Source organism: Pseudomonas sp. H1_D05, assembly GCF_054682705.1.
Genome location: NZ_CP162825.1, coordinates 6,316,008 through 6,329,745, shown reverse-complemented (window position 1 = coordinate 6,329,745; position 13,738 = coordinate 6,316,008). Strand labels below are relative to the sequence as shown.

Genomic DNA, 13,738 nt, shown 5'->3' with positions numbered 1-13,738 from the left:
TTTTGTCGCGGGGGTGGTCGATGCCTTTTTTCACGGTGGACGGACAAGCGCTGCATTACATTGATCAAGGCACTGGTCCGGCAGTTTTGCTGGCCGGCAGCTATCTGTGGGATCAGGCCATGTGGGCGCCGCAGATCGCCGCGTTATCGCCGCACTATCGAGTGATTGCACTGGATTTGTGGGGCCATGGCGAATCGGGACGGTTACCTGAGGGCACAACATCCCTGGACGACATCGCCCGTCAGGCGCAGGCCCTGCTTGATCATCTGGATATCGACCGCGTCACCCTGGTTGGCCTGTCGGTCGGCGGCATGTGGGGCGTGCGTCTGGCGTTGTCGGCACCGCAGCGGATCAACGGTCTGGTGTTGATGGATACCTACGTCGGCGTCGAACCTGAACCCACCCGTCAGTATTACTTTTCGCTGTTCAAGCAAATTGAGGAAACCGGCGAAATCTCCGAGCAACTACTGGATATCGTCGTACCGATCTTCTTCCGTCCGGGCATCGATCCGCAGTCGGCGCTGTATCAGGATTTTCGCGCGAAACTGGCGGCGTACTCTTCGGATCGGCTGCGCGAAAGCATCGTGCCGATGGGGCGAATCACCTTTGGCCGTGATGATTTGTTGCCACGGCTGGGCGAATTGAACGCAGCGACCACGCTGGTAATGTGCGGCGATCAGGACAAGCCGCGACCGCCGTCCGAAGCAAAGGAAATGGCCGAGTTGATCGGTTGCCCGTGGGTGTTGGTGCCGGAAGCGGGGCATATCTCCAATCTGGAGAATCCGCAGTTTGTCACCGAGGTGTTGTTTACCTTCCTCAGCGAGCGCAACCGTTAGACCGAGTAATCGTTCTTCGTCGGAACGCCGTCCGGAGACAGGCTCGCTCCCACAGTGACCGCATTGAACACAGAGTCTGTGAACACATTCGATCCCTGTGGGAGCGAGCCTGCTCGCGAAGGCGTCATTTCAGGCGCCAACAAACCCGGAATTATTTAGGCCCGAGAATCTTCACCAACTTGTCCGGCGAAGGCGCGCCTTGTTGCTGTTGCAGCTCGCCCTTGTCATCCATGTAGAAAATCGCCGGCGTCGCCTGCAAGTCGAGGTCTTCCATCAACTGCATGTTGGCCGCCAGTTTGGTCTGCACGGCCGCCGGAATATCTTTCAGCGCTTTCAGTGAGCTGCCCTTGCCAGCCTTCTCGTGATCTTCCAGTGCCTTGGCCGGGTCTTTCGCCGCCAGCAACGCGGCCGATTTGCCCGGGCTGTCTTCGCGAATGATGCCGACCATGATGTGCCGCAGTTGCACCTTGCCAGCCTTGACCCATGGCCGTGCCTGTTCCCAGAACATGTTGCAGTACGGGCAGTTCGGGTCACTGAACAGGTACACGGTGCGCGGTGCATCCTTGTTGCCGTCCTGAATCCAGTTGCTCGCTTCGAACTTGGCCCAGACTTCCTTGGCCATCGGCGCGTAAACCAGTTTTTGCAGTGGCTCGCTGCTCAGGTCTTTACCGTCGGCGTCGTACAGATTGCCCAGCAACACGTGTTTGCCATCCGGGGTCAGGTACAGCGCCATGCCGCGATTCTGATACTGCGCCGCATACCCGCGCAGGCCATCGGGGGCGGCGAACTGGCCGACGATTTTCGCGCCTTTGGCTTCGATCTGTTTGATCGCCGCAGGCAGTTCTTCTGCAGCCTGCACCGACGGCAAGTGCAGCAGGGCGGTGCCCAGAGTCAGCGTCAGCAGGTGGCGGAGGCGGGGCATGGCAGTTTCCTTGCAGAGGTGGCCGGTGCAGTGGCCGGGTTCGAATTCGGGGTTGGGGTGGCGAAGTTTTCCAGCGCGCGCGCCAGGCTGGCGTTGGACAGCTCACCCAGGTGGCTGGTCAGCAGCCGACCGTCAGGGCTATAGAACAGCGTAGTCGGCAATGCCATGGAACCGACGGCCTGACCCAGCCGACCACTGCGGTCGAACAGCACGTTATTGAGGCTCAGGCCCTGGGTTTCGAGAAACGTCGCCACGCTCTGCATGCTTTCGGCCTGATTGACGAACAGGAAGGTCAGATCCGGGCGTTGTTGCTGAGCGCTTTCCAGCACCGGCATCTCGCGCCGGCACGGCGGGCACCAGGTCGCCCACAGATTGATCACCAGCGGGCCGCCCTGATAATCACGGAGCTGAATGGTTTCCCCGGCCGCATTGCGCAGGGAGATGTCCGGCAGCCGGGTGCCTTGTTCGTAGAGGTTCAACGACAGTGTCGCCAACAGCCAGAACGCCAGGCCGCTGGCCACGCCAAACCCCAACGGGCGACGCAGCCCTGGACGGCGCCAGCCGCGATACAGGGCGACCAGCAACAGCACGATCACCCCCGGCCAGGCGAGGAAACCACCGTCGCGCAAATCGATGATCTGCCACGGGTCATTGCGATAGTGCGACCAGTACAGCAGCACAAAGGCAATTCGCGCCGCGAGCATGCCCAGCAGAAACAGGCTGAACAATGCTGACTCGGGGTTATCACCGCCACGCTTGGCCACCCGCCAGCCGACAAAGGTTGCCAGCGCCAGGGCACTGATCAGCAGCAGGTGGTTAAGCGCGATGGCAAAGGTGCCGAGGGTGAAAGTCAGCATTAATGGGCATCTCGGGTGGCAGTCCAGTGTTGCAGGAATGTCTCGGCGTCGACTTCGCCGGTGATGCGCTGGCTGCGGCGTTCTTCGCCATCGGTGCCGATCCAGACGAAGCTCGGCGGCCCCGGTACTTTGTAGCGGCTGAGCAGTTCGCGGCTGGCGGCATTGTCGGCAGTCACATCGAGCCGCAGCAGGCGTACATCACTCAACGCCTGCATGACCTTGTCCTTGCCGAACACCTGCTTCTCCATGACCTTGCACGACACACACCAGTCGGCGTAGTAGTCGAGCAGCACCCACTGGCCTTGAGCCTTGGCGGCATCGAGTTCGCGTTGCAGCGCCGCCGGCTCCTTGATCGTGGTGAACGCATCGTGAGCCGACGACGCCGCTGTGCCGGCGCGGCCGGCACTGTAGACCTGCAACGGTTGATACGGATCATCGCTGCCGCCCGCCGCACCGATCACCAGCAGACTGCCCCACAACCCGAGCAGCAACGAACTGGCGCCGAACAACTGCGCAACGCGGCCAAAACCTTCGGACTGTTTCCAGGCGCAGAACGCGGCGATCAACAGCAGTGCACCGCACAGACCCAGCCACAACGAAGCATCCAGCACCGGGCGCAGCATCAACAGCGCGGTGGCGAGGAAGAGGAAACCGAACACGCCTTTGAGCAGGTTCATCCAGGCGCCGGGTTTTGGCAGGAAGCGATTGCCCACGGTCACCAGCAACAACAACGGCACACCAATGCCGATGCCCAGCGAGAACAGGATCAAGCCACCGTGCAGGGCGTTGCCGCTCTGCGCGATATACAGCAACGCCCCCGCCAGCGGCGCGGTCATGCAAGGCCCGACCAGCAGACCGGACAATGCACCGAGCACCCCGGCACCGATCAGGCTGCCACCGTTGCGACTGCGCGAGGCGTGTTCAAGACGATCACGCAGGGCCACCGGCAATTGCAATTCAAAGAAGCCAAACATCGGTAAGGCCAGCACCACAAAGATTGCGGCGAATGTGCCGAGCAGCCAAGGGTTCTGCAACCAGGCCTGCAGGTTCGCGCCGAGCAGCGCAGCAATCACGCCCATCGCCGCATACACCAGCGCCATGCAAATCACGTAACTGCCGGCCAGCGCGAAACCGCGACGCGGGGTGGCACCACTGCCGACCACCATGCCGGCCAAAATCGGCAGCATCGGCAACGTGCAAGGTGTAAACGCGAGCAACAGACCGAGGCCGAAAAACACCAGCAGACTCCAGCCCAGCGCCCGTTGTTGCAGACTGCTGGCCAACGCCTGATCCGGTGCTTCTGCGCCTGCGGCCACCGCTGCTTTGCCGCCCAGGTCAATCACCCGGGTTTGCGGCGGATAGCACAGACCGGCATCGGCACAGCCCTGATAGCTGACCTTGATCTGCCCCGTGGCTGCCGCCGGGATTTTCACTTCCAGCCCTTGGCGATAGACCGGTTGCTCTCCGAAAAACTCGTCGCTGTGGGATTCGCCCTCCGGGAGCGTCGGCTGCTGTGCTGCGTTCAGTCCGTCGAATTTCAGGCGTTTCTGATACAGGTAATAACCGTCGGTGATTTGCCAGAACAACTGCGTTTCACCGGATTCGAGGCGTTCGGATGTGAGCACGAATGCCTGGTCGACCGGCAGAAACTCCGGTTTTGACTCAAATGGATTGTTCCCCGCCTGGGCCAGGCTGGAGATCAGCAGAGCAAACAAAAGAAAAAAATGACGCATGGAGGAGCCTTGTCCCTGTGCAAGTAAGACGCAGAATGGGCGGCGGCGATTAACCGATAATTAACCGTATCCTACAAGGTCCTCCGGCTTCGGCCAATCAGCCGCGCAGCAGTCCGGGCCAGTTCTCGTCATTGATGGTTTGTGGGCCGGAGACTAGACGGTCGGACTGAATGTTGTAAGTCAGGTATTGGTTGTTGGTCAGGAAGATGTACCAGTAGCTGTCGGCAAAAGTCCGGTCATTTTGCGCTGCCGTGATGATCCGGTCCTTGTACGGTTGCAGCGCGCCAAGTTGATGATCCCCGAAGGATTTGTAAGTCAGGGTCTTTGCCTTGTAGTTAAACGATAGATAGTGCCCATCGTTGAGGATGAATCTGAACAGGAACGGGTGACCGGTTAGTTGAAACCAGGTGCCTGCGATGATTTTGTCGAAGTAGGGCAGTATTGGCTTCCAGATTGAATCGGAAACTTTATAGAAGGCATCGACCTTGTCTTTGTCTTGATTGTATTTACACACCACGGGTGTTGTTCCCTGATAGAAGAACAACCAGGCAATATCTTCATCGGTCGGGGTGTTCCAGCCGAATGAAGTGGTTGTCAGTCCGAAACGCAAGCCTTTGGCATAAGGACCAAAGCTGTCCCAGCTATCGGTAACCGGGGCGGGGTAGTTGGTGGATACCTTGTTGTCAGCGAGATCGAATCGAGAATAGGTGTCGCTGTCCTTGAAGAAGAAATAAATACGGTCGGGGCCGGAGCGCCAATCGATCGCGACGAAGTTTTTTAGTTGAGGCATGTTCATTAAGTCCTTTTAAAAGTTGTAGGTAATCGCCAGCTGAAAACTAAATGATTGAAGGCGTCTTACAAAGGGAGGAATTGTTTCTTTATTCGTGGGGAGAAGTTTTTAATGCGGCGTGACTATAGGTTTGCGCAATCGGGCGGCACCGGCTTTTGCGCCCGGCTTCCCGTATGCGTCGGTGACGGCCATAATTGCGCCTTAATCCTCGCCTGTTTCACTCGCCTTTTTGTTTCCGGAGTACCCATGCACGTACTGGTTTGCGAAGACGATGAACTGATCGCCAGCGGTATTGTTGCGGGACTCAGTGCCCAAGGCCTGACCGTCGAACACGTCAACACGGCATCGAAGGCCCGCGCGATACTTAAAGTCGCCGAATTCGACGTGATGGTGCTCGATCTTGGCCTGCCCGACGAAGATGGCCTCAAGTTGCTGCAACAACTGCGTCAGAGTGGCCTGGAGATTCCAGTGCTGATCCTGACCGCGCGTGACTCGGTCACCGACCGCGTTGACGGCTTGCAGGCCGGGGCTGACGATTACCTGCTCAAGCCGTTTGATCTGCGCGAACTGTTCGCCCGCCTGCAAACCCTGTTGCGCCGGGTTGCCGGGCGCAGCGTCAACCTGATCGAGCATGGCGCGCTGACATACGATCCGAGCAGCCGCGAAACCACCCTGGCCGGGCAACCGGTGGACTTGTCGCGCCGCGAGCAATCGCTGTTGCAGGCGCTGCTGCACAATCGTGGCCGGGTGCTGTCCACCGAGCAATTGAAGGACAGCGTCTACGGCTTCAACGATGAACTGGAAAGCAACGCGCTGAACGTGCACATCCATCACCTGCGCAGCAAACTGGGCAAAGGCATCGTCGAAACCGTGCGCGGTCTGGGCTATCGCCTCGGCCCGGCCGACGGTGGAGATCAAGGCAAGTGATGAGCCTGCGACTGCGCCTGAGCCTGACCCTCGGCGCTGCGTTTGCGCTGATCTGGGCGCTGGCGGCGGCCTGGATGCTCAGTGACCTGCGCAATCAGATGATGTTCTCTCTCGACCAGCGTCTGGTGGCCTCGGCGCGCATGGTCGCCGGGCTGCTGGAACAGTTGCCGACGCTGCCGAGCAAGGGCGAGGGCACGCATTTCAGTGCCGAACAACTGAATATCCCCGGCGGCATGGCCTGTCAGGTCAGCTCGTTGCGCGGGGAAATACTCGCGCGCAGTCACAATAATCCCGAACAAGCGCTGGAAGCCGAGAAAATGGGCTTCCATGACCAGATGATCGATGGCGCGCCGTGGCGCAGTTTCACCCTGGCCCGGGGCGATGTGCGCATCACCACGGCCGACCGGCAGATCGAGCGCGAAGCCCTGAACATGTCGATCCTGCTGGCGGCGTCGGTGCCGGTGGGCGTGGCGCTGCTCGGCTGCCTGTGCCTGTTGTGGCTGGGCATCGGCCAGGGGCTGGCGCCGCTCAACCGTCTGCGTGAGGCGCTGATGCGGCGCAATGCCGACTCGCTTGAGCCGTTGCAGATCCAGACCTTCCCCAGCGAATTGAAGCCGCTGCTGGAAACGCAAAATCAGTTGTTTCAACGCATCGGCAAGACCATCGAGCGTGAGCGCCGTCTGACCGGTGACGCAGCACATGAACTGCGCAGCCCGCTGACGGCGATCAAGACCCACCTGCAAGTTGCGCGCATGACCGATGGCAGCGCCCGCGATCAGTCGCTGGCGCGGGCCGAGGAGGGCGCCGATCGCTTGCATCGCACCCTCGAACAGTTGTTGTTGCTGGCGCGGGTCGAGGGCAGCCTGTCGTTCGATGACGGTTCGCAGTGCAGCGCCGAGCAAGTGGCACGCCTGGCGATCCAGGACGCCACCGGTGGCGAGCACCAGCGCATCAAACTGCAACTGCCGGCCGGGCTTAGCGCTGTACCGCTGCACATGCCGGCGGTGCTGTCGATCGCGGCGCTGCGCAATCTGCTCGACAACGCCTTGCGCCATACCCCTGAGGACTGCGCAGTCGAACTGAGTCTGGAAACCATTGGCAACCGCGTGCGGTTTGTCGTGCGTGATCATGGCCCGGGCATTGCACCGGATGATCTGCAACACCTGACCCAACGCTTCTGGCGCAACGGCCAGAGCACCGGTTGCGGCCTTGGCCTGGCGATTGTCCAGGCGATCGTTCAGCGCTGCGACTGCGCCCTGCATTTCGACAGCCGCCCGGATGGCCTGCGCGTCGAGCTGACCATGCCATTGCAACCTGTCTGACCTGACCACAAATCCCCTGTGGGAGCGAGCCTGCTCGCGAAGACGGCGGCACAGTCAGCATCCAAGTGGCTGACAAAACGCGTTCGCGAGCAGGCTCGCTCCCACAAGGGCGGATGGGTTGGAACATCAAATGTAACTTTTCGACATTCGCTATCCGGCAGGGGTGGGGGGTAAGGTCAGCGCAGCTTTGACTCAATGGATTGAGGGAATTGCGCCATGGAAGCACCCATCTGCATTCGTCCCGCCACACTGGCCGACGCCGGCATCATCAGCCGCATCATCGAACGTTCGATCCGTATCGGTTGTGCGCTCGACCACCGTAACGATCCGATACGGGTCAGCACCTGGATCACTCAGCAATCCGCCGACTTCATCAGCGCCCGCCTCGCCGACCCGCACTTCTATTTATGCATGGCTTTACTGGCGGACAAACCGGTCGGTGTCGGTATGGCACAGGCCAGTGGTGACATTTCCCTGTGTTACGTGCAGCCAGAATCCTTTCGCCGGGGCGTCGGGCGCGCGTTGATGCACGATCTGGAAGGCTGGTTGCGGGTTCGCGACGTTGCTCAAGCGAATCTCAACAGCACGCGCACCGGCCGTGCTTTTTATCGCCGTCTGGGCTATCGCGAGTCAGCGCCGCCCGTCGAATACCAAGGCGTGCAGACCCTGCCCATGCACAAGTCGTTGGCAGCGCCGGCCTGACAACACGATCACGGGCTAAATCCTCAGGCCCCTTAAGCGTTTCCAGAACAGGAAAACCTGCAAGTGCGCTCCGCGATTGGAATGCGCACCTGTCCGGTGTGCTGTTTTGGTCACTATCCATAGCCAATTGAGGGGTCGAGAGATGTCAGTCGCCACCAGCCTTATCGAAGAGTCGTCGGCCCGGGTTACCTCGGCGCCGGCCGAAACGCTGTACCAGTTCAACGAATCGCCATTGCTGGCTCGTCAGGCCCGGCAGGAGTCCAACGCGCGCAGCTATCCACGACGCATTCCATTGGCACTGAAGCGCGCCAAAGGCCTGTATGTCGAAGACGTTGAAGGGCGCACGTTCATCGACTGCCTCGCCGGGGCCGGCACGCTGGCGCTGGGGCATAACCACCCGGTGGTGATCGAAGCAATCCAGCAGGTACTGGCCGATGAATTGCCATTGCATACCCTCGACCTGACCACGCCGGTCAAGGATCAGTTCGTCCAGGACCTGTTCGGCCTGCTGCCGCCCGCCCTGGCGGCGCAAGCGAAAATCCAGTTCTGCGGCCCGACCGGCACCGATGCGGTGGAAGCGGCATTGAAGCTGGTACGCACGGCGACCGGGCGCAGCACCGTGCTGTCGTTCTCCGGTGGTTATCACGGTATGAGCCAGGGCGCGTTGAGCCTGATGGGCAGCCTGGGGCCGAAAAAACCGCTGGGTGCGTTGCTCAGCAATGGCGTGCAGTTCATGCCGTTCCCGTATGACTACCGTTGCCCGTTCGGCCTCGGTGGCGCGGCGGGTGTGAAGGCCAACCTGAGCTATCTGGAAAACTTGCTCAACGACCCGGAAGCCGGCGTGCAACTGCCCGCAGCGGTGATCGTCGAAGCGGTGCAGGGCGAGGGCGGTGTGATTCCGGCGGACATCGAGTGGCTGCGCGGCTTGCGCCGGATCACCGAAAAGGCCGGCGTGGCGTTGATCGTCGACGAGATCCAGAGCGGTTTCGCCCGCACCGGCAAGATGTTTGCCTTCGAACACGCCGGTATCACCCCGGATGTGGTGGTGTTGTCCAAAGCCATCGGCGGCAGCCTGCCGTTGGCCGTGGTGGTCTATCGAGATTGGCTCGACACCTGGCAGCCGGGCGCGCACGCCGGCACCTTCCGTGGCAATCAAATGGCCATGGCGGCAGGTTCTGCGGTGATGCGTTATCTGGTTGAGCACAAGGTCTGCGAACACGCTGCTGCCATGGGCGAGCGCCTCAGCGAGCACCTGCACATCCTGCAACGGGACTTCCCGCAACTGGGCGACATTCGTGGTCGCGGCCTGATGCTCGGCGTCGAGCTGGTCGAGCCGAACGGCCCACCGGATGCGCTCGGTCATCCGCCGGCGTTCGCACGACTGGCGCCGCTGGTCCAGCGTGAATGCCTCAAGCGTGGGCTGATTCTGGAGCTGGGCGGTCGCCATGGCGCAGTAGTACGTTTCCTGCCGCCGCTGGTGATCACTGCCGCCGAAATCGACCGTGTCGCGGAAATTTTTGGCCGTGCTTTGGCCGCTGCCACCGCTGCGCTGTAAATTTTTCGCCGCGCCGAACGTTCTTTCTACATACCCGGCTGCACTCAGCGTGCAGCCCACCCTTATAACGATGGAGAACCAGCATGACGTCAGTATTCGACCGCGAGGACATCCTCTTTCAGGTCGTGGTCAACCACGAAGAGCAATACTCGATCTGGCCGGACTACAAAGCCGTGCCGCAAGGCTGGCGCACCGTGGGCAAGAGCGGCCTGAAAAAGGAATGCCTGGCCTATATCGAAGAAGTCTGGACCGACATGCGTCCGCTGAGTTTGCGTCAGAAGATGGAAGCCCAGACCGCCGCGCAATAAGCGGCCGGGCAAAAAGAACCCGCTGGACTGGAAACAGTCAGCGGGTTTTTTCATGGCTGGAGTTTGTGTTGTCAGGTCAGGCCTCTTCGCGAGCAAGCTCGCTCCCACAGGTGAGTTGTGAACGACACAGATCCAATGTGGGAGCGAGCTTGCTCGCGAAGAACGATAACGCGGTTTCGGCTAAAACTAAGCTCCGCTCAGCCCTTTGAGCAGCAAATCAACATTGCCTTCCAGCTCCGCCACCGGATCCGCCGCATCGGTGCTCAAAACCACCAGATGACTGCCCGACTCGGCAATTGCCGCTTTCACCGCGTCCGATGGCTGTCGATGATGCAGGACCACCGCGACATCATTGTCCTTGAGCGTCGCCGTCAGTTTTTTCAGATCCTGCGGCGTCCATTCCGCATCAGGGCGTGGATCCTGGCCAACCAGCTCCAGATTCAGACTACCGATCAGATAACCAAAGTGATCACTCAAACTCATCACACTCAGATTGTCGGCACTCGCCAACCGCGCCTCGCTGTCGGCGCTGAGCTTCAGCAAACGCTGCTTCAACGTCGCCAGATTCGCCTCGATCGCAGGCTTGGCGCCCGGTGCCAAGCGCACCAGATCCGCCGCCATCACATCCGCCATGCGCCCCATGTTGTTGCTGGCCAGCCATGGCTGACTGTTCAAGCCATCAACCTTCAGATCCGGTTGTACGGCAATGCCCGGGAGGGCGCCGTCGACCGGGCGCGCCGCATCGACTTCAACGATGCGGATGTTGCTGCGGCGAGCGATCGGGTACAACTGGTCATCTGGCCACAGCGAGCGCACGCCAATGACGGCATCGGCACCGGTTGCCAGTTTGCTCAGGGCCGGAGCTCCACGCCCCGTAAAGTAGGCACTCTGACGGCTGCCCGGCAGGTTCGCTGGCGCCGCGCGTTCGAGATTGACATCAGTGCCCTTGAGCAGCGCTTCTGCCAAGCCAAAGGTGATGGGCAATGAGGCCAGTACCTGCAGCGGCTTAGCTTTTTCGGCCGCCATCAAAGGCGAGCAGACCACGCCGCACAAGGTCATGGCCAAGGTCAGTTTGCGCAGTGAAAAAGTCATTTATCCAAGATTCCCTTTCAGACTCGGGACAACCCCGCGCGCAATGGCGGCGAGGGCGAAGGCAATGCCGGCGACCAGAATGATCGCGGCGCCGGACGGAATCGGCAGATCAAACACGATCGGCGCGAGGATCCCGCACAGTGTGCTGACCGTGGCGATCAACACCGAGCACCAGAAGAAGCCCTTGAGCGACTGGCTGAGCAAACGTGCCGCCGCCGCTGGAATCACCAGCAGCGCGCCGACCAGAATCGCGCCGATGACTTTCACCGCTGCGACGGTGATCAGCGTCACCAGAATCACGAACAGATAATCCAGAGTCTTCACCGCCACCCCGCGCACCGCCGCCAGTTGCGGGTTGAAACTGGCGAGCATGATGCGGTTGTACAGCGGCAGGGCCAACGCCATGACCAGCGAACCGACGATGGCCAATACCGCCAGATCGTTGCCGTTAACCGTGAGTACCGAACCGAACAGCACGTTCTCGAGAATGTGCACGTTGATCTTGCCCGCGAGAATCAGTAGCAGACTCGCGCCCAGTGCCAGTGACACCGAGAGGAATACGCCGATCAAAGTGTCCGGTGCCAGACCGGTACGGTTGCGCAGGTAATTGAGCAGGATGCCGAACAGCAGGCAGTAGCCGAACAGGCTGCCGTAGGGCCCGGTGTAAGGTTCGCCGAGCAGAATGCCGATGGCTACACCGGTGAGTGCCGCATGGCCCACCGCTTCGGAGAAGAACGCGAAGCGCTTGACCACCACCAGCGTGCCGAGGCCGCCGAGCACCGGGCCGATCAGCAAGCCGGCAAGCAACGCATTGACCACGAAACCGTAGGCCAGCGCTTCCGGCAGATACCCGGACGAGGCCCAGCCTTGCACCATCAAACGAAAGGCTTCGTAACTCATCAGGCAGCGCTCCGTGGATGGGTCGAGAACAAGGTCAGCAGACGTTCCGGGGTCAGCGCCTCTTGCGGTGAGGCATCAAACAGCATGCGGCGGTTTAGACCCGTGACACGGCTGGCCAGACGCCCAACCGCTTCCAGATCGTGCTCGATCCACAGCACGGTGATGCCCGCTGCACGCCAATCGCCGAGCAGACGTTCGAATACCTGAATCCCGGCTTCATCGAGGGCCGACATCGGCTCATCCAGCACCAGCAATTGCGGCGCCGGGATCAGCCCTTGGGCGAGCAGCACCCGCTGTCGCTCACCGCCAGACAGCGCACCCATGCGGCGCTTGCGTTTGTCTTGCATGCCGACGCGTTCCAGCGCTTCACCAATCGCGCCGGCGTAACGCTTGCTCAAACCGAGAAACGCCGGTCGCCGCTGGCACATGGCAGCCATGAAATCGTCGACGGTCATCGGCAGACCGCGATCGAATTCCAGCGCCTGCGGTACATAACCGATGGTGCCGGGTTCGCCGGGCCATTGCAGGCTGAGCTGGCCCTGATGGGGCATTTGTCCGAGCAGGGTCTTGATCAGCGAACTCTTGCCGCCACCGTTGGGGCCGACCAGAGCATGTACGCTGCCGGGCTGCACCTGGAAGGTGACGTTATCCAAAATCGTCGTGCGCCCCAGCGTCAGACAAACCTCCGCAAAATCCAAAGTCGGCCCCGAAACCTGTGGGAGCGAGCTTGCTCGCGAATGCGGTGTGTCATTCGATAAAGATGTTGGCTGACCTGGCGCCTTCGCGAGCAAGCTCGCTCCCACAGGGGATTCGAATTCGGTCGAGATCGTTTCTCTGGAAGTCATGCGCCAGACTCCTGAATCGCCCGCACCACGGTGTTGAGGTTGCCGGTCATTTCCTTTTCGTACTTGTCGGCGGTGTATTCGCCGTAGGAAATGTGCGACAGCGGGTACAGTTTCACGCCGGATTCACGCTGAATGGTGTCGACGTAAGTGGACGGGAAATCCATCTCCGAGAAGATCACTTTCACGTCCAGTTCACGCAACTGGTCAATGGTCTTCTTCAACTGGCTTGGGCTCGGCTCGATACCGTGGGCCGGCTCGACCACGGCGGTCACTTCCAGGCCGAACTCACGCAGCAGATAGTCGTAAGCCGCGTGCACCGTGGCCACGCGCAGTTCCGCGTTCGGCGCTTGCGTCAGTTTTGCCAGGGCGTCGGCACGCATCTGCCGCAGGCGTTTGCCGTAGGCGCGGGAGTTCTGGGTGTAGGTCTTGGCGTTGTCTGGATCGAGTTTGCCCAGTTCGCGGGCAATGTTGTTGACCTGGGCAATGGAAGCGCTGATCGACAGGAACGTGTGCGGGTTCACCACTTTGCCGGCCCCGCGCGCGGCAACCCCGGTGGCCGCCAGCAACGGCACGTTTTCGTTGGCTTCGATGGTTTTGATGTTTGGCGTTTCGCTGGCGGCGATCATGCGGTCGGCGAAGTCGTCATGGCCAACGCCGTTGAGCACGATCACATCCAGCCCGCTGATGCGTTTGATGTCTTCGGCCCGTGGCTCGTAGGCATGCGGGTTGAAACCGGCCGGGATCAGTGGCACCACCTCGGCCTTGTCGCCGACGATGTTGGCCACATAGCTGTAGTAAGGGTGCAGGGTGATGCCGATGCGCAGGCGTTTGGCCTGATCGGCACTGGCCAACGGGCTCAGCAGGCAGGCACACAGGCCCAATAAAAAGAGGCGTAACAATGGACGGCGTGGCGATGAAATAGACATGGGCAAGCGGTCTTCTCTCGGAG

Annotated in this window: 14 protein-coding genes; 6 read left to right on the top strand and 8 right to left on the bottom strand. The window is 60.8% G+C overall.

Annotated elements, in window-relative coordinates; all coding sequences use genetic code 11:
• Positions 1 to 20 precede the first annotated feature (20 nt).
• On the top strand, positions 21 to 836 hold the full coding sequence (locus AB4O11_RS28435; protein ID WP_460129662.1) for an alpha/beta fold hydrolase: 816 nt from the start codon (positions 21 to 23) through the stop codon (positions 834 to 836).
• A gap of 151 nt (positions 837 to 987) precedes the next feature.
• On the opposite strand, the gene dsbG is transcribed toward AB4O11_RS28435, so the two are convergent.
• From dsbG to AB4O11_RS28415, 4 genes are all read right to left on the bottom strand, one after another.
• On the bottom strand, positions 988 to 1,758 hold the full coding sequence (dsbG, locus tag AB4O11_RS28430; protein ID WP_460129660.1) for a thiol:disulfide interchange protein DsbG: 771 nt from the start codon (positions 1,756 to 1,758) through the stop codon (positions 988 to 990).
• The gene (locus tag AB4O11_RS28425) at positions 1,734 to 2,615 is read right to left on the bottom strand and encodes a prolipoprotein diacylglyceryl transferase family protein (RefSeq protein ID WP_460129657.1); all 882 of its coding nucleotides are present in this window, start codon (positions 2,613 to 2,615) and stop codon (positions 1,734 to 1,736) included. Before AB4O11_RS28425 ends, dsbG begins: the two co-directional genes overlap by 25 nt.
• The gene (gene dsbD, locus AB4O11_RS28420) at positions 2,615 to 4,348 is read right to left on the bottom strand and encodes a protein-disulfide reductase DsbD (RefSeq protein WP_460129654.1); all 1,734 of its coding nucleotides are present in this window, start codon (positions 4,346 to 4,348) and stop codon (positions 2,615 to 2,617) included. Before dsbD ends, AB4O11_RS28425 begins: the two co-directional genes overlap by 1 nt.
• 97 nt (positions 4,349 to 4,445) lie before the next feature.
• Positions 4,446 to 5,138: a hypothetical protein gene (locus tag AB4O11_RS28415; protein ID WP_093435045.1), complete on the bottom strand. Its 693-nt coding sequence runs from the start codon at positions 5,136 to 5,138 to the stop codon at positions 4,446 to 4,448.
• Between the two features lie 246 nt (positions 5,139 to 5,384).
• Between AB4O11_RS28415 and AB4O11_RS28410 the strand changes: the two genes are divergently transcribed.
• The 5 genes from AB4O11_RS28410 (at position 5,385) to AB4O11_RS28390 (ending at position 9,952) form a co-directional block, all read left to right on the top strand.
• On the top strand, positions 5,385 to 6,065 hold the full coding sequence (locus tag AB4O11_RS28410) for a response regulator (protein ID WP_034155191.1): 681 nt from the start codon (positions 5,385 to 5,387) through the stop codon (positions 6,063 to 6,065).
• Positions 6,065 to 7,387, top strand: coding sequence for an ATP-binding protein (locus tag AB4O11_RS28405; protein ID WP_460129650.1), 1,323 nt, complete (start codon positions 6,065 to 6,067; stop codon positions 7,385 to 7,387). Before AB4O11_RS28410 ends, AB4O11_RS28405 begins: the two co-directional genes overlap by 1 nt.
• A gap of 216 nt (positions 7,388 to 7,603) precedes the next feature.
• Positions 7,604 to 8,089, top strand: coding sequence for a GNAT family N-acetyltransferase (locus AB4O11_RS28400; protein WP_093435041.1), 486 nt, complete (start codon positions 7,604 to 7,606; stop codon positions 8,087 to 8,089).
• Positions 8,090 to 8,231: 142 nt separating this feature from the next.
• Positions 8,232 to 9,644: a diaminobutyrate--2-oxoglutarate transaminase gene (locus AB4O11_RS28395; protein WP_460129647.1), complete on the top strand. Its 1,413-nt coding sequence runs from the start codon at positions 8,232 to 8,234 to the stop codon at positions 9,642 to 9,644.
• Positions 9,645 to 9,727: 83 nt separating this feature from the next.
• On the top strand, positions 9,728 to 9,952 hold the full coding sequence (locus AB4O11_RS28390) for an MbtH family protein (protein WP_186620653.1): 225 nt from the start codon (positions 9,728 to 9,730) through the stop codon (positions 9,950 to 9,952).
• 186 nt (positions 9,953 to 10,138) lie between these two features.
• Here the strand turns inward: AB4O11_RS28390 and AB4O11_RS28385 are convergent, their stop codons facing one another.
• Genes AB4O11_RS28385 through AB4O11_RS28370 form a run of 4 tightly spaced genes read right to left on the bottom strand, consistent with a single transcriptional unit; the run spans position 10,139 to position 13,715 of the window.
• Positions 10,139 to 11,044: a metal ABC transporter substrate-binding protein gene (locus AB4O11_RS28385; protein ID WP_460129643.1), complete on the bottom strand. Its 906-nt coding sequence runs from the start codon at positions 11,042 to 11,044 to the stop codon at positions 10,139 to 10,141.
• Positions 11,045 to 11,944 carry a metal ABC transporter permease gene (locus AB4O11_RS28380; protein ID WP_007917717.1) on the bottom strand — a complete coding sequence of 300 codons (900 nt, stop codon included), beginning with the start codon at positions 11,942 to 11,944 and terminating at the stop codon, positions 11,045 to 11,047.
• Positions 11,944 to 12,789: a metal ABC transporter ATP-binding protein gene (locus AB4O11_RS28375; protein WP_460129640.1), complete on the bottom strand. Its 846-nt coding sequence runs from the start codon at positions 12,787 to 12,789 to the stop codon at positions 11,944 to 11,946. The genes AB4O11_RS28380 and AB4O11_RS28375 overlap by 1 nt, the downstream gene beginning before the upstream one ends.
• Positions 12,786 to 13,715, bottom strand: coding sequence for a metal ABC transporter substrate-binding protein (locus tag AB4O11_RS28370; RefSeq protein ID WP_460129637.1), 930 nt, complete (start codon positions 13,713 to 13,715; stop codon positions 12,786 to 12,788). Before AB4O11_RS28370 ends, AB4O11_RS28375 begins: the two co-directional genes overlap by 4 nt.
• Between the last annotated feature and the right edge of the window lie 23 nt (positions 13,716 to 13,738).